Genomic DNA, 14,178 nt, shown 5'->3' with positions numbered 1-14,178 from the left:
ACCATCGTCAGAAGGTGACGCTGGCGCTGAGCCGCGCGGTGCGCGGCTCACCCACGTTGACCTGCAACTGGCTGCCGGTACTGGATGGGTAATACTGCCTGTCGAACAGGTTGTCCACGTTCAACTGCAGGCGGGTCTTGTAACCGGCCATTGGTACATCCCAGCGCAGAAACGCATCGGCCACGGTGTAGCTGCTCATGTAGAACGAGTTGGCGTCATCCCCGGCTCGCTCACCTACGTAGCGTGCGCCGCCACCGGCATGCCAGTCGCCCAGACCCGAAGGCACCTGCAGGTGATGGGTGAGGTACAGGCTCGCGGTGTGCTTTGGTGCCTGGCTCAGGCGATTGCCTTCGTTGCTCGGGTCGTCCAGCACTTCGGTATGGGTGTAAGCGTAGGTGCCGATCATGTCCCAGCGCTCGGCGATGCGACCGGTCACATCCAGCTCCACGCCTCTTGAACCGACCTTGCCGGCCGCCTCGCTGACGCCCGTCACGCCGGTCGGCGTGACGACGTTCTTCTTCTCGATGTCGAACACCGCCATGTTGAAGTCCAGGCCTGGCGCGAGCGCATATTTGGCCCCGACTTCATAGCTGCGACCTTCTTCCGGGTCGAAGGTGGTGCCATCGTCGTTCACGTCTTGGTTGGGCACGAACGAGCGGCTGTAGTTGCCGTACAGCGACAGGTCTTCGTTGACCTTGAACACCAGCCCGGCCATGGGCAGGAACACGTCATCATTCTTGTCCAGATTCACAGCGCGGCTGGAACCCAGACCCTGGGCGATGTATTGATCGTAATGCTGATAGCGTCCGCCGAGTACCAGAATCCAGCGGTCATTCAGGTGCCAGTTGTCTTTCACATAGAGCGAAGACGAGGTCAGCTGATTGCTCAGGTTGCTGGTCGGCTGGCTGACCACGCTCGGTTCAGCGAGGCTGCCGTACACCGGATTGAAAATGTTGAAACCATTCTGTGCGGTGTTTCGGTACGTCTTGCCACGAAACTTGTCGGAGTCTTCCTGCTCGGCACCGATCAGCAGGTCATGCTCCTGACCCAGAAATTGCTGCTTGCCGATGAAATCCCAGCTGGCATAACGCGTTTCATAATCGTAATGCCCGCCGTTGGCCTGGCGACGCAGTACGCCGGTGCTGGACAAGGTGCTGGGCTGCGCGATGGAAAGGCTGTAACGGTCATTGTTCCAGCCATAGGTCAGGCGGGTCTTCCAGTCATCGCTGAGCTGGTATTCAAAACGCGCAGTCGCGGTTTCGCTGATGCCGACGGTGTTGGCCCATTTCTCGTCCAGGCGCTTGTTGTAGCTGATATCGGCTGGATGACCACCGCTGAAAACGGTGCCGCGGTCGAACGGGCTGACGTAATCGTTGTACTCGTAAGCCAGCGTGAGGCTGGCGCGCTCGCCGGTCCATGAGAGGGAAGGGGCAATCAGCGTGTGCTGATCAACGCCGTAGTTGCGCCAGTAATCTTCGCTCTGACGTTCGGCAACCAAGCGGTAAGCCAGGCCGCTGTCGCCCAGCGGACCGGTGGTGTCCACTCCGAAACTGCCGCCACCTTCGCTGAACGCCGAACCGCTCAACGTTGTGCTTTGCACGTACTGCGGCTGTTTGCTGATCACGTTGATCACGCCGCCCGGTTCCATCGCGCCGTACAGCAGTGAAGCCGGGCCTTTGAGCACTTCGACCCGGTCAGTGGTCGCACTGAAGTTCTTCGACACCACCGAGCGCACGCCATCACGCAGGATCGAGCCATCGTCATTGGTGCCGAAGCCGCGCTTGACCAGCGAGTCCTTGGTGTTGCCTAGCGTGTTGCCCTGACTGACGCCACTGACGAACTTCATGGCGTCGTCCAGCGAGCGTACGTTGTAATCGGCAATGGTCTGAGGTGTCACCACATTCACCGACTGCGCTTCTTCCTTGAGCGGCACGTCACTCTTGCTGGCGGTACTGGCGCTGCTTGCGCTGTAGCCTCCCTCGCTCTGGGTGGCGGCCGATACCTGCGTCGCGGGCAGTGTTGCTGCGCCTGCGGCATGGGCCGTACCGCCAGACCACACGGCCAGGGAAATTGCGGACAGCAGAAAAGGACCGGGGCGGCGAGGGCGATGGAAGGTGTTCAAAGGAAGTGCTCTGTCAGGACGTTAATAGCAATAATTGTAATTTGATATTAATTCTCATGTAAATGAGGGAATTGTCTGACGGGCTTTGTATTGAGCTCCTACGCTTTTGTGTCGGGATCGAAAGGGATCCGCTTGCCCATGCTGATCAGGGGTTCCTGAACGTACCCAAGCGACTCATAGAAAGCCTGCACCCCTTCATTGCTGGTACGAATCTGCAGATTGATCTTGAGGCAGCCAAGCTCGATCAACGCCAGTTCTGCATGCCTGATCAAGGCGGTTCCCAGCCCGCGTCCACGCTGGGCGGGATCGACCGCAACCGAGTAGAGCCAGCCCCGGTGGCCGTCATAGCCCGCCAGCAGCGTGCCAGCCAGACGGCCTTCAACGATGACCACAAAGAACAGTCGGTCTTGCGCAGCCAGCTTCATGTCGATCGACAGATCCGGGCGGTTGTGCGGTGCGTCGTCGTTGAATACGGCTGTCCACAGGTCGATGACCGCCTGGCGATGCTGGTCGTTCGAGTACTCGATAACGCAATGCATGGCGCACTCCTGAAAAAGGGAACGCCGACGCTAATGCCTGCCGCCACTGCTGTCTATTCGGGACGTTACCTGTGCAGGTATTTTTTTTCGGGGCTTCAGCCTGCGTGTTTCTGCATGTCGCCCTTTTTGCTGACCTGAGGTAACGACGAGGGCGTTTTCAGTAACGTCTGTATGGCCTGACTGTACGCCTTGCTGCCCAGCCGCATGCTGTTGTTGTGCGTACCGCCAGGCACCAGCAGCAGGTTCTTCGGCTCCCGGGCGGCCTCGAACAACTCTTCGCTGAAACGGGCCGGGACGTAGCGGTCATCGGTGCCATGCACGATCAATACGGGCATGTGAATGTCGGCGATCTTGTCGACTGAATCGAATTTCTGCGACAACAGCCAGCGGACCGGCAGCGAAGTGTTGGCGATTGCGGTGGCGACGTCAGCCAGATTGGTGAAGGTGGACTCGATGATCAGGCCGCGTGCTGCCACTGGCGTCTCGTCCTTCTCTGCTTCACGACCCAGTTCCGCAGCCAAGTCCACGGCGACCGCTCCGCCGAGTGAATGACCATAGATCACCCGACGTTGCGGGTCCGGCTGCAGTTGCTTGAGGCGTTCCCAGGCAATACGTGCATCCTCATAGACGGTCTTTTCGGAGGGCAGTTGGCCCATGCTCTGGCCGAAGCCCCGGTAATCAATGGCCAGAATTGAAAACCCCAGCGCCCTGAGCTGTTCGATGCGAAACAACTGGCCCGTCAGGTTCCAGCGTGAGCCGTGCAGATACAGCACTGCCGGTGCATCCTTGCGTGGCGCAGGCCACCACCATGCATGAATGTTCTGCGAGGTGCCGAAATCGGCAGCCTTGAGATCCAGCTCCTGAACATCGGAGGGCAGGCCGCTGTACCAGCTGGCGGTGCCCGGCTCGATGCGGAACACCAGTTCGCGCTCCTTATGCTCCAGCACCGCGCAGCCGACCGGCAGTCCGACAATGATCGCGATCATGCATAACCATCTGAAAGGCCGTGCCTTGAAACGGTCGAGGGAGAAAGAGGGCATGAGGAATGTGTTCCGGTAAACAAAATGAAATAAATGCCGTTTCCGTCCAGGCGTTGCAATAGCCGACGGGAAATATCGGTTACAGGATATTGCGCCGTTGGCCGGTTGATCGAGAAGGGCCGCGCCATGGTGTTCGCCCTGAGTGGGAGACGACCTTGGAAGGGGTTCCCTCTCGGCGCGATCTGCTGATAGCGACAGATCGCCTTAAGATCCTGAACGCCTCGTTATTCAGAGACTTGCATCAGCCAGCTTCAGGGCGACGCGACAATCAGGCGTTTTTAGTCCGGTTTGTTATTGAATTAGCCCTTTTTGATAGCCCCGGATTATGCTGTAGGCGCAAGGGCGCTGTATTTCTGTCGCCTGGAGGCGCCGAAATCACAGTTTCATGGCTAACCTGCTCTGTAGGTTCTTCAATTTCTTCAAGAGGTTACCGCTCAATGTTTCTACATCGCCCCCTGGAAGAAAAAGACATTCCGATCGTCTGCGAGCTGCCCCAGAATGCCGACGAGCTGTTCTACATGTTCCCCCGGGCCACCTATCCCTTCACGCCGGCCCAGTTGGTGGACGCGTTGGAGACCCGCTACGACTCCACCGTGATCGAAATGGACGGCGAAGTGGTGGGTTACGCCAATTTCTCACGCTGTGATTTTCGCGACCGCTGTGCGCTGGGCAACGTAATCATCGCCCCCAAGGCCAGGGCAAGAGGCGTGGGACGCTACATGATCAGTTGCATGATGGACATTGCCTTCGACAAGCACGAAGCCACCGAGCTCATCGCATCCTGCTACAACCATAACGTTCCGGGTCTGCTGTTCTATCCGCGCATGGGTTTCCGTCCTTATGCCATTGAAGAACGACGTGACAAGCAAGGTGCGCGGGTTGCGGTGATCCACTTCCGGCTGCCCCGATCCGTGGAATGACGCCTGATACTGATCGTGCCCATCGCGCTGCATGGGCATGCATCCCGTGACGCTCCGCGTCACAAATGGTACAGACTACGGATTCAGTGAACCGGGCGCATGGCTCAGGTTACCTTTTCCCCTCGGTGACTCACGTCCAGTGCAAGCCGCCTGCACGGTCAGAAAAGCGTGCTTGAGGTGTTTCATAAGTGAACAGCCATAATCGATTTCGTGACCGTTCGTCACTCCAAGATCATGTCAAAGCCCGCGCAATATCCCTTTAATGACGCAGATCATGCCTTTCGCCGCTTGAACGCCTACAGTGAATCGTTTTTTCTGACTTTAGTTACAAATAAACACGTTTGTTGCGGCAAGGCGTGATCTACGCTGCACATTGCCGAGTCGATAGAGGCTGGCGTATAAAGAGTGTCAAGGATCAAGTAAGTGGCGACAATTAATTGGCAGGCAAGGGTGTGCCGGGTTTCAGTTAATTTATTATAAATAGCGACAGTAATCTGCTGGAGTCCGGCAGCGCTTACACAATAAGGAGATAGAAAGATGATCGCGAGTGGACTGTCTACTCTGGAACTGCGCAGTATCGTCGAAAGTGCGTTTTTACCGTTGCGTTGTACCTGTACGATCGCACCGGACTATTGCATGACGGTGCAGGTCAACGACCCGGATTCAGGCCGGGTTGAATTGCTGGTGACCGGTATCTCTGCGCACAGGTTGAAAAGCCTTCGCGACATATCGAATCTGGTCTCGGAACTGCGCAGCGAATTGCGTGACGAGCCTGACCACCAAGGTATCCGGCAGAAGCAATACCGTACGGCCTGATCACATCTGCGTTGGTGTGGTCTGTTCCTTATAGCTGCCCGGTTCCGATCTGCTCAGGTCGGGCCCTCCTCCTTTTGAAGCGCAGGACGTCCTCATCCGGGTTCGTCCTGCTTCACGTCATCATCTGTTTCATTCCGCTCGCGATGTCCCTTTCAGTCAATAAGTCGGCGCTGGATTTTTGTAAGTTTTGCTGAGCGTCATGAAGAAAATAAAAGTCGTTCATTGTGTCCTTATGAAAGCCACCCTGAGTGTTTTTCACCTGGCTTAACTGTGTGATCTTTTAAAATCAGGTACTTGCAACGGGTGAGGTCAGGGCGGATGCTGCAGTGGCTTATTTGACACTTTGTGGTTTCTTTGCAACTATCATTTCAACCCGCCCGCTTCGTTGTGCTTAAACCCTTCTGATTAATGCCTCGCGTTTGAACCTCGTTCGAAGGTTTGGCGGTAGCGTGGTGCGTTTTTTTCCTGCGGCTCGAGTGTCGAGCAGACTGCAGACACTGATCAGTGTATGTAACAGCTCATGTCCATTGATAAAAACAGCGGAGCCTTCAGCCGAGTTCTGGTGACGCTGCACGTGCGCTGTTTATTGTGTTGTGGGGTTCTCTTTTTAAATTGTGCATGGACGCTGGTTTGCAGTGTTGGCCAGGTATTCGATCATCCAGAACTTCTGGAATGCACCAACGTTTGGCTATGACGATGGAGCATCATCATGTTTGAAAAATCCTTGGAAACAGTCTGCGGTTGTGTCGTCGGCGGAGCAGGGCTTGCCGGTATGGGCTTTCTGTTCAATGCCTTGAAAAGCGGCACGCTGGCGGAGATTGCTGCAAGTGGACTGACGGTCATCGATGCCAGCGACAGACCCGGTACCGGTGCGCTGGGGCAATACCGGATCACTGCCAACTCGGTAGGAGACGTTTTCATCGATTGCCTGCGTGACCCGGCCCTGCGCGAGATCTTCGAGCCATTGGAGTATTCACCGGCCTATTGGCGTATTCGTGGTCAGGCCCAAAGTGCGCCTCAGTTGTCTGATGTGGGCCAACTGATGGTCGAAGCCTCGCGACTGGTGTTGGAGCACTTGACGCGCTGCTACGGGGTGAAGGTCTGGCATGGCACGACCATCACCGAAGTGATCAGCGAGGATGACGAGTTTTGCCTCAAGGTAGAGACGGAAGGCTGCGCCAGACTCGTGCGCTGCCAGACGCTCGTGCTCAACCTCGGCGGACGTCAGGATCCGCAGCACCTGATCGACAGTCTTGCGCAACAGGGGCTTTCACTGTCACCGGCCACCAATATCCAGAGTGCCGACCGGCTGCTGCGCATGAATGCGGTTCAGTTGCGCGAAGTGTTTGCGCTGGCGCTGGCCAGCGGTAGCCGTATCACTGTTGTCGGCGGTTCGCACAGTGCCTTTTCCATGCTGGAGAACCTCGCCGATGCTCTGGAGTTCGCAGGGCTGGAAGAGCTGACGCTGATCCATCGAACCCGGATCAGGCTGTTTTACGAAAGTGCCGAGCAGGCAGAAGCTGCGGGCTATGTGTTCGACTCTCAGCTGGATGTCTGTCCGGTTTCCGGGCGCATCAATCGCTCCGGCGGGCTGCGCTACCGGGCGTTGGACATTGGTCGCGAGGCGTTGAAGCACGGTCGTATCGGTAAAACCGGTGTGCGTGTGCAGTTGTTGCAGACCAGTGACGGTCCCGCCGGAGCATTCGAAAAGGCCAGACTCGCATTGGCCGAGTCCTGTGTGGTGGTGCAGTGTTCCGGCTATCAACCGCAGTTGCCTGTGATGCGCCATGGTGACGGCAGCCTGATCACCCTGCGTGAGACCAAGGGTGGCCTGGACTCTGATCAGGCGGGCTGCCCTATGGATCAGAACGGACGGCGATTGAAAGGGCTTCACCTGTTCGGCCTGGGTGCTGGGCTGGGGGCTGATCCTCAGCTGGGCAGCGAGCCTTCGTTCGACGGCCGAATCTATGGCGTCTGGCAGTTTCATCATGATGCCAGTCGTGTGGTGATTCAGGCCGTCACGGCGCGATTGCAACAAAAGGCCTCTGCCGTCGATACTTCATGTCTGGCCGGGTTCCTGCAGCTGGAACCGCGTTTTCAGGCCTGATGGCAGGCGGGGTGTGGGGCAATGTCCCTGAGCCAGGGTGCTCGAATGCCGCCAGCGTTCTGTAGAACAGCACAACCAGGAGATTCAGGGCCATGCGTATCTTGATCGTTGGGGCAGGGGCTGTCGGTGGCTATTTCGGTGGCCGACTGTTGGAGGCCGGGCGTCAGGTGTCCTTTCTGGTCCGGCCGGGCCGGGCGGAAGAGCTGGACCGTGACGGGCTCGTGGTGCGCAGTCCACAGGGCAACTTTCAGTACCCGTCGCCTCCTTACGTGCTTGCCAACCGGCTTGCCGATCCTTTCGACCTGATCCTGCTCAGTTGCAAGGCTTTCGATCTGGACTCCGCAATGGACGCCTTCGAGCCTGCCGTGGGGCCGGAGACGTTGATCCTTTCACTGCTCAACGGCATGGCCCACCTTGACCGCCTGACCAAGCGCTTCGGCAAGGACGCTGTGCTGGGCGGGCAGTGTCTGATTTCCGTAGACCGCGACTCGACCGGTGCGATTCTGCACCTGAACGAGATGCATCAATTGTCATTCGGCGAGCTGAGTGGCGCGTTGACCCCGCGAATTCTGCGGGTTGCCGAAGCCCTGGCCGATGCGGGTTTCGAAGCCAACCTGAGTCAGCACATTGTGCAGGCCATGTGGGACAAGTGGTGTTTCATCGCCACGCTGGCGGCGATTACTGCAAGCATGCGCGCATCGGTCGGCGATGTGCTGGACGCAGGTGGAGAGGGTTTGATCCTGAAAGCACTCTCCGAATGCGCAGTGATTGCGCTGGCTGCCGGTTACCCGCCGGATGCAAAGGTCCGTCAGCGCCAGGTCGAGTTGCTGACTGCGCGTGGCTCGACACTCACGGCCTCGATGATGAGGGACATCGAACGGGGTACACCCACAGAGGTCGAACAGATTCTGGGCGATATGCTGATCAGGCGTAACGCGCTGGGTGTCGTTTCGAATGAACTGTCGGTGCTGGACGTTGCCTGCACTCATGTCAGGGCGTACGAAGCACGCCGTATTCGGGAACAGCCGTGAGGTCTGAAATCGTCACGGTTACCCCTGCATTCAAGTAGTCATTTGGAGGTGCTACTCATGCCAGTCAAACACGATTTGTTCGCGGATTTGAGCTTGACCCGAGACGAGGTTGCCGAGCGGGGCAGGCGGGACGCTAGGCTGCAGCAATTGCTCAATGACTATGAGAGCGCCGACGTCGAGGTGCTTAATGCCGAAAAAGGGTCGGCGGGCGGTATCGGTGATGACGCGTTGAGGACACTCAAGGAAAAGCGTCTGCTTGTGAAGGACCGGATCGTCCAGCGTCTTTCCGAAATATAAACGGCTTCGCTGCCTGAACAACAGCTGGCCAATCATGAAAACGGCCCCTCCGAGGGGCCGTTTTCAGTGCTCCATCATACCCTCAACCGAGTCCCGGCGATGTGGGACGTTCACTGGCGAAAGACGCGCCTGTACCGTTGCCATCGTGCTCTGTCCCGGGCAGGTTGCTGTAGCTGCTGGAAGTAGGCGGCGACGACGAAGGTGAAGACAGAGAACCGCTTTTACCCCTCAGTTTTTCCCGTGCCTGCCTGACGATCTGTTGCTCCTTCGTCGTAACAGGCAACGCGGCACCGATCAGCGCTCCCACCGCAATACCCATGGCTGCCAGCGTCAAAGGCTGCTCGTTGACTAGTTGCCGTGTACTGCTCTTCATGTGCTCACGTTTCTCCTGGAATGTAAGGTCTGCGTCCTGCCAGGAGTCGGAGCTGCCGGAACTGCCCGAAAAGGTGTCGCGCACGCTGTGGGTCATGTGGGACGTCTTGTCCTTGAACGTGCTGGCCTTGTCCTTCATATGCGACACGGTTTCCTGCACCCGGGCCTTGGCGCTTCCCAGACTGTCGCTGACCGAGCCAGCCATGCTGCCAGCGCGCTCTGTGACGCTGCCAAGGACCGAAGAACCGTTGGACGAGCCGCCCGTTGCCGGACGATTGTTACCCATCATCATCCAGAGCACGCCGACGGTGGTAAGCACGGCAGGCACTGGATTGGCCTTGACGTTGTTGCCCAGATTGCCGAAAAACTCCCCACCGTTGTCCTTCACATAGCCCAGCGCCTGATCGACCAGTTGACCGGGCGACATTTTCTTTTCCAGCGCATCGACGATGTTGCCGATGCTGGAGCGTTGCTGATCGATTTCCCGCTCCAGGGTTTCCGGGCTCTTTTTCGATTCTTCTTCAAAATGTTCTGGTGTGTCGAAGCTGCTGTCGATGCTCATGAGACTTTCCTCTGAATGGCTTCCTTGTCTTTTTGCAGGGTGCTGGTGGTGCGCTCGGGAATCAGGTTCGAAGCGTCGAGTTTTTTATTGCCCGCCTGAACCATGAAGAAGCCGATGACCAGAGCCGCAACACCGACGATCAGTGCCGCGAGCCAGGGTTCCATGACGTAGCTCAAGGCATAGACGGCGGCCATCAGCACCATGATCAGGCCGCCCAGCATCACGACGGCACCCATACCGACGGTGGTGGCTGCTTGCTTGGTCGCCTGAATCGACTCACGAAATTCCGCCTTCACCAGCGCCATTTCCTTGGTCACCAACGCAGGCACTTCATGCGCCAACTGGCGGATCAGACTCAGCACCGACGTTTCATTTTCAGGGTTTCTGTCCTGCTGAGTATTGGGTGGGGTACTCATCACACGTCTCCTTTGGACAAGCCGGACCTGGACGAGCCGTCACGCGTGACTTCATCGTCCAGATCGTCGTTGAATTCGGTCATGGGCGGACTGTCAGGAATCCCTGTTCCGGGGCGCGCGCTGTGCACAACGTCATTGTCGTGTGGGTGGGTCGCGGCCATCTCTTCGGCGGCCAGCGCCGACGGGCTGATGGGATCATAAGGGGCCGACGAGTCGACATCCGTCAGATCACTCTGATTCGACGACCCGGATGTCGACGGATCTGATGCCGATGTACCCGATGTCGAGCTTCCAGACATTGGGCTGTCAGAAAAGCTCGTGTCGGAGGTCGCGTCGTTCGAAGAGGTGGACGCTTTCAGCAGCCGCGACAGACCCAGGCCAAGCGCCACGCTGCCGCTGATGAACAGGACCGGATTTTCCCGGGCGAGCCTGCCTGCATCCTGCAACAGTTGCTCGGCGTTCTTGCTGCGCAGGTTGTCGGCGAGCCGGGTCATCGCTTGCGCCATGTCAGTGACGTACCCCGACAGGCCCAGGGTGTCATTGCTGTCAATCTGCTGCGCCGCCGACTGAGCGTTCTGCGCAAGGTTCTCTATCTGCTCTGCAGCGCTGTCGCGGTACTGCTCGAAGTGTTCGCCTCCCTGTCGGGCGACATTTTCTGTGTTGCCATGTGCGTTGCGCTGGTCGTCATCCTGCAGTCCGTGCAGGTGATCCTGGCCGCTCGTGCTGCCGGTATGGGCATTGCCGCTCATGGAAGTTTCGTTGGTAGTCACCATCATCATTCACCGTTTTCTGTCCCCAGATAAAGAGAATGCTCGGCTCACTGCGTACTACGGGCTGGCATTGATGTGCTCGCTTGCAGAGAGTCGACTGGTGTTTTTTTGGCGATGTTCCGAGAGGGTGACAAATGGTAGTGCCGCAGTGGGCAGCGAAACGGCGGGCATAAAAAACGGCGTCATGAGAGACGCCGTACGGCTGATGACCTGCCGCAAGAGCAGATCAGCATTGAATAAGGGGGTGTCGCGAGGGAGTTATTGTGGGTCCTGGTTTGGAGCCAGTTCTGCCTGAATGCGTTTGTAGATCTCTTCACGGTGTACAGACACATTTTTGGGTGCGTTGATGCCCAGCCGGACCTGAAGCCCTTGAACGCCAAGAATCGTCACGGTGATCTCGTCACCGATATTTATGCTTTCGCCAACTTTGCGAGTGAGTATCAACATAATCTTTTCCTTGATGGCCTCTTGAAAATGCCTCTCTCAAGAGGCTGGCGTTTGCCTTTGCGTGGTGATTGTTGCCGAGTGCATCCAAATGCATCCGCCATAAGACGTTGCGGTGGTGAATTTAATTCCCTCGGTTCATTTTCTTGTCATCGGGATTTGCATCCACGGCACGACGAGTGCGCCAATTCTGCCCGTTTTGGCCTGAGAATGCCCGTATTTACTGGTGCAACTTAAAAAGTAACGTGATCAGGCGCACAAATCGGGTTTGCCATGACTGTGCTGGAGGCGATTGAGCGGCCTGATCCCGCGTTGTTCCTAAGCGTAGGCATGACTTTGAAACATTGCCTGAGCTTTCCGAAAATTCAACTGAAAGCGTTGTAGGCGCTCGTAGGAAACAGCTTTCAGACAGGTTTCGCAGACGCGCATCGAATCGCTCTGTCATGTTGTCGGCAGCAAACGCAGGTTATGTAGGGGCGGGCTGGGTCAGGAAGATAATAAGGGGGACAGGCGGGAAACACGGAAGGGCAGAGCGGTGACGTTTTGCACCTTTGCAGGCCTGCTGGCCCGCAAAGGTGCTGGACGTTTTAAGCTTAAAGCGCCATGGATAGCAGCATGATGAAGATCAGGCCGACAACCGAGAGGATGGTTTCCATCACGGTCCAGGTCTTGAAGGTTTCGGCTACCGTCATGTTGAAGTACTGCTTGACCAGCCAGAAGCCTGCGTCGTTCACGTGCGACAGGATCAGCGAGCCCGCGCCGGTGGCCAGCACCAGCAACTCGCGGTTCACGCCTGGAATCAGGCCCACGACCGGCGCCACGATGCCTGCACCGGTGATGGTGGCGACAGTCGCCGAACCGGTTGCCACACGAATCACCGCCGCCACCAGCCAGGCGAGCATGATCGGGTTGATCTGCGCCTGCACCGCCATGTGGCCGATCACGTCACCCACACCGCTGGCGACCAGCATCTGCTTGAAGCCACCGCCGGCACCGACGATCAGTACGATGGCGGCGACCGGGGCCAGGCTCTGGTCCAGCAGTTTCATGATCTTGGTACGGTCGAAACCGCGTGCGGCACCGAAGGTGTAGAACGCCAGCAGCAAGGCCGCGAGCAGGGCAGTGATCGGGTGACCGATCAGGTCCATCCAGATGCGGAACATGTTGCCTTCCGGCAACGCAACGTCAGCGAAGGTCTTGAGCAGCATCAGGAACACGGGCAGCAGGATCGTCACCAGCGTAATGCCGAAACCTGGCAGGTTCTCGGTGCTCGATTCCTTGGCGATCTGATCCATCAATTCCTGTGACGGTGTGCCGGGAATGTATTTGGAGATCCACTTGCCGTAGATCGGGCCTGCAATGATTGCGGTCGGTAATGCGACGATCAGGCCGTAGAAAATGGTTTTGCCGATGTCAGCGCCGAAGATGCCGATGGCCAGCAGCGGACCCGGGTGCGGCGGAACCAGACCGTGCACGGCCGAGAGGCCTGCCAGCAACGGGATGCCGATCTTGACGATGGACACACCGGTGCGACGCGCGACGATGAAGACCAGCGGGATCAGCAGCACGAAGCCGATTTCGAAGAACAGCGGGATGCCCACCAGAAACGCAGAAAACATCATCGCCCAGTGGACTTTCTGTTTACCGAAGGTACGGATCAGGGTCTGCGCAATCTGATCCGCGCCACCCGAATCGGCCATCAGCTTGCCGAGCATGGTGCCCAGCCCGAGGATGATGCCGACAAAGCCCAGTACGCCGCCGAAGCCGTCCTGGAAGGATTTCATGACTTTTTCCACCGGCATCCCGGAGGTCAGGCCGAGGAAGCCAGCCGCCAGGGTCAGCGCGACGAAAGGGTGGACCTTGAATTGGGTGATCAGCAGCACAAGGCCGACGATGGTCACCAACGCATCGACTAGCAGAAACGTCTCGTGGGTCATACCGAACATGGGTGTCTCTCCGGTTATTATTCTAGGGTGCTACCAGCAACTGCTAGCGCCATCCGTGCTTCGTGTGTGCAAGACAGCGCTGTCTTTTGCACTCACGCCTTTATCAGGCGTGGGAGTCTTTCCACCAGGCTGCCGCTTGCGTGCCAATCTCTTCGATGGACTGGGTTGCATCAACCACCAGTGTCAACGGTTCGCCGTACGGAGGCTCGAGCGTTGCAAACTGGCTGTCGACCAGACTTGCCGGCATGAAATGCCCCGGGCGGTGCGAGCAACGTTCGGCAGCGAGTTCTTTGGTCAGTTCCAGAAAAACGAAACCCAGACCCGGAACGGCGTCGCGCAGACGCTGGCGATAAATCAGCTTGAGGGACGAGCAGGTCAGGACAGGGTGTTCGCCACGGGCGAGCGCCGCGACCATTTCTTCACCCAGGCGGGTCAGCCAGCCGGCACGGTCGTCATCGTTGAGGGGGGTTCCGGCGCTCATCTTCTCGATGTTGGCCGGTGGATGGAAGGCATCACCTTCGATGAGGCGACCTCCGCTCTTGAGGGCAATCTCGGCACCCACAGCACTTTTGCCGCAGCCCGAAACACCCATCACCACGAGGGCGGAAATAGCAGTTTTCGCAGTTGTCACAGTAGGCACCTCATCTGGAGACAGCGCTGTCTTTATCCGGTGGACATCTTGTCCAGCCTGAGCTGTTCCAGTTCTTGTCGTTGTTTTGGGTTCAACAATACACATCGGAGGCTGTTCTCCGTGGCGACCCGGCGCGGGCGGCAAATGTGAAACCAGCGATAAAGC

Annotated in this window: 14 protein-coding genes; 5 read left to right on the top strand and 9 right to left on the bottom strand. The window is 57.8% G+C overall.

Annotation, left to right across the window (positions count from 1 at the left end; genetic code table 11):
* Window positions 1–7 precede the first annotated feature (7 nt).
* The 3 genes from CFBP1590_RS17110 to CFBP1590_RS17100 all read right to left on the bottom strand — a co-directional run bounded on the left by CFBP1590_RS17110 (window position 8) and on the right by CFBP1590_RS17100 (window position 3,701).
* Window positions 8–2,080: a TonB-dependent siderophore receptor gene (locus CFBP1590_RS17110; RefSeq protein WP_162864186.1), complete on the bottom strand. Its 2,073-nt coding sequence runs from the start codon at window positions 2,078–2,080 to the stop codon at window positions 8–10.
* 140 nt (window positions 2,081–2,220) lie between these two features.
* On the bottom strand, window positions 2,221–2,661 hold the full coding sequence (locus CFBP1590_RS17105; RefSeq protein ID WP_029243781.1) for a GNAT family acetyltransferase: 441 nt from the start codon (window positions 2,659–2,661) through the stop codon (window positions 2,221–2,223).
* Window positions 2,662–2,756: 95 nt separating this feature from the next.
* Window positions 2,757–3,701, bottom strand: a complete 945-nt coding sequence (locus tag CFBP1590_RS17100) for an alpha/beta hydrolase (RefSeq protein WP_058431128.1) — start codon at window positions 3,699–3,701, stop codon at window positions 2,757–2,759.
* 437 nt (window positions 3,702–4,138) lie between these two features.
* Here CFBP1590_RS17100 and CFBP1590_RS17095 point away from each other — a divergent pair, with 437 nt between their 5' ends.
* The 5 genes from CFBP1590_RS17095 to CFBP1590_RS17075 all read left to right on the top strand — a co-directional run bounded on the left by CFBP1590_RS17095 (window position 4,139) and on the right by CFBP1590_RS17075 (window position 8,872).
* Entirely contained in the window at window positions 4,139–4,621 is a 483-nt protein-coding gene (locus CFBP1590_RS17095; RefSeq protein ID WP_004887208.1) for a GNAT family N-acetyltransferase, read from the top strand.
* A 537-nt stretch (window positions 4,622–5,158) separates the two neighbouring features.
* Window positions 5,159–5,437, top strand: coding sequence for a DUF1652 domain-containing protein (locus tag CFBP1590_RS17090; protein WP_029243779.1), 279 nt, complete (start codon window positions 5,159–5,161; stop codon window positions 5,435–5,437).
* A 709-nt stretch (window positions 5,438–6,146) separates the two neighbouring features.
* Window positions 6,147–7,544, top strand: a complete 1,398-nt coding sequence (locus tag CFBP1590_RS17085) for a hypothetical protein (RefSeq protein ID WP_029243778.1) — start codon at window positions 6,147–6,149, stop codon at window positions 7,542–7,544.
* A 92-nt stretch (window positions 7,545–7,636) separates the two neighbouring features.
* Entirely contained in the window at window positions 7,637–8,575 is a 939-nt protein-coding gene (locus tag CFBP1590_RS17080) for a ketopantoate reductase family protein (RefSeq protein WP_029243777.1), read from the top strand.
* A gap of 57 nt (window positions 8,576–8,632) precedes the next feature.
* A complete protein-coding gene (locus CFBP1590_RS17075; protein WP_029243776.1) occupies window positions 8,633–8,872 on the top strand; it encodes a DUF465 domain-containing protein in 240 nt (79 codons plus the stop codon).
* An 82-nt stretch (window positions 8,873–8,954) separates the two neighbouring features.
* On the opposite strand, the gene CFBP1590_RS17070 is transcribed toward CFBP1590_RS17075, so the two are convergent.
* The 6 genes from CFBP1590_RS17070 to CFBP1590_RS17045 all read right to left on the bottom strand — a co-directional run bounded on the left by CFBP1590_RS17070 (window position 8,955) and on the right by CFBP1590_RS17045 (window position 13,974).
* Entirely contained in the window at window positions 8,955–9,806 is an 852-nt protein-coding gene (locus tag CFBP1590_RS17070; protein ID WP_058431130.1) for a DUF3618 domain-containing protein, read from the bottom strand.
* Entirely contained in the window at window positions 9,803–10,222 is a 420-nt protein-coding gene (locus CFBP1590_RS17065) for a phage holin family protein (RefSeq protein WP_058431131.1), read from the bottom strand. The genes CFBP1590_RS17070 and CFBP1590_RS17065 overlap by 4 nt, the downstream gene beginning before the upstream one ends.
* Window positions 10,222–10,971: a hypothetical protein gene (locus tag CFBP1590_RS17060; protein WP_134672675.1), complete on the bottom strand. Its 750-nt coding sequence runs from the start codon at window positions 10,969–10,971 to the stop codon at window positions 10,222–10,224. The genes CFBP1590_RS17065 and CFBP1590_RS17060 overlap by 1 nt, the downstream gene beginning before the upstream one ends.
* A gap of 279 nt (window positions 10,972–11,250) precedes the next feature.
* The gene (csrA, locus tag CFBP1590_RS17055; RefSeq protein ID WP_002554157.1) at window positions 11,251–11,439 is read right to left on the bottom strand and encodes a carbon storage regulator CsrA; all 189 of its coding nucleotides are present in this window, start codon (window positions 11,437–11,439) and stop codon (window positions 11,251–11,253) included.
* Window positions 11,440–12,029: 590 nt separating this feature from the next.
* On the bottom strand, window positions 12,030–13,382 hold the full coding sequence (locus CFBP1590_RS17050; protein ID WP_004882666.1) for a GntP family permease: 1,353 nt from the start codon (window positions 13,380–13,382) through the stop codon (window positions 12,030–12,032).
* Between the two features lie 103 nt (window positions 13,383–13,485).
* Window positions 13,486–13,974 carry a gluconokinase gene (locus CFBP1590_RS17045; RefSeq protein ID WP_004882665.1) on the bottom strand — a complete coding sequence of 163 codons (489 nt, stop codon included), beginning with the start codon at window positions 13,972–13,974 and terminating at the stop codon, window positions 13,486–13,488.
* Window positions 13,975–14,178 lie beyond the last annotated feature (204 nt).

Source organism: Pseudomonas viridiflava (genome assembly GCF_900184295.1).
Taxonomy (GTDB): Bacteria; Pseudomonadota; Gammaproteobacteria; order Pseudomonadales; family Pseudomonadaceae; genus Aquipseudomonas; species Aquipseudomonas viridiflava.
The sequence above is the reverse complement of the archived record's forward strand: the minus strand, read 5'-3'. Positions and strand labels throughout refer to the sequence as shown.

Coding starts and splice junctions, on each gene's coding strand:
- CFBP1590_RS17085 (WP_029243778.1), top strand. CDS start 6,147: ATGTTTGAAAAATCCTTGGAAACAGTCTGCGGTTGTGTCGTCGGCGGA.
- CFBP1590_RS17100 (WP_058431128.1), bottom strand. CDS start 3,701: ATGCCCTCTTTCTCCCTCGACCGTTTCAAGGCACGGCCTTTCAGATGG.
- csrA (WP_002554157.1), bottom strand. CDS start 11,439: ATGTTGATACTCACTCGCAAAGTTGGCGAAAGCATAAATATCGGTGAC.
- CFBP1590_RS17090 (WP_029243779.1), top strand. CDS start 5,159: ATGATCGCGAGTGGACTGTCTACTCTGGAACTGCGCAGTATCGTCGAA.
- CFBP1590_RS17050 (WP_004882666.1), bottom strand. CDS start 13,382: ATGTTCGGTATGACCCACGAGACGTTTCTGCTAGTCGATGCGTTGGTG.
- CFBP1590_RS17105 (WP_029243781.1), bottom strand. CDS start 2,661: ATGCATTGCGTTATCGAGTACTCGAACGACCAGCATCGCCAGGCGGTC.
- CFBP1590_RS17070 (WP_058431130.1), bottom strand. CDS start 9,806: ATGAGCATCGACAGCAGCTTCGACACACCAGAACATTTTGAAGAAGAA.
- CFBP1590_RS17060 (WP_134672675.1), bottom strand. CDS start 10,971: ATGAGCGGCAATGCCCATACCGGCAGCACGAGCGGCCAGGATCACCTG.
- CFBP1590_RS17095 (WP_004887208.1), top strand. CDS start 4,139: ATGTTTCTACATCGCCCCCTGGAAGAAAAAGACATTCCGATCGTCTGC.
- CFBP1590_RS17080 (WP_029243777.1), top strand. CDS start 7,637: ATGCGTATCTTGATCGTTGGGGCAGGGGCTGTCGGTGGCTATTTCGGT.
- CFBP1590_RS17065 (WP_058431131.1), bottom strand. CDS start 10,222: ATGAGTACCCCACCCAATACTCAGCAGGACAGAAACCCTGAAAATGAA.
- CFBP1590_RS17045 (WP_004882665.1), bottom strand. CDS start 13,974: ATGGGTGTTTCGGGCTGCGGCAAAAGTGCTGTGGGTGCCGAGATTGCC.
- CFBP1590_RS17075 (WP_029243776.1), top strand. CDS start 8,633: ATGCCAGTCAAACACGATTTGTTCGCGGATTTGAGCTTGACCCGAGAC.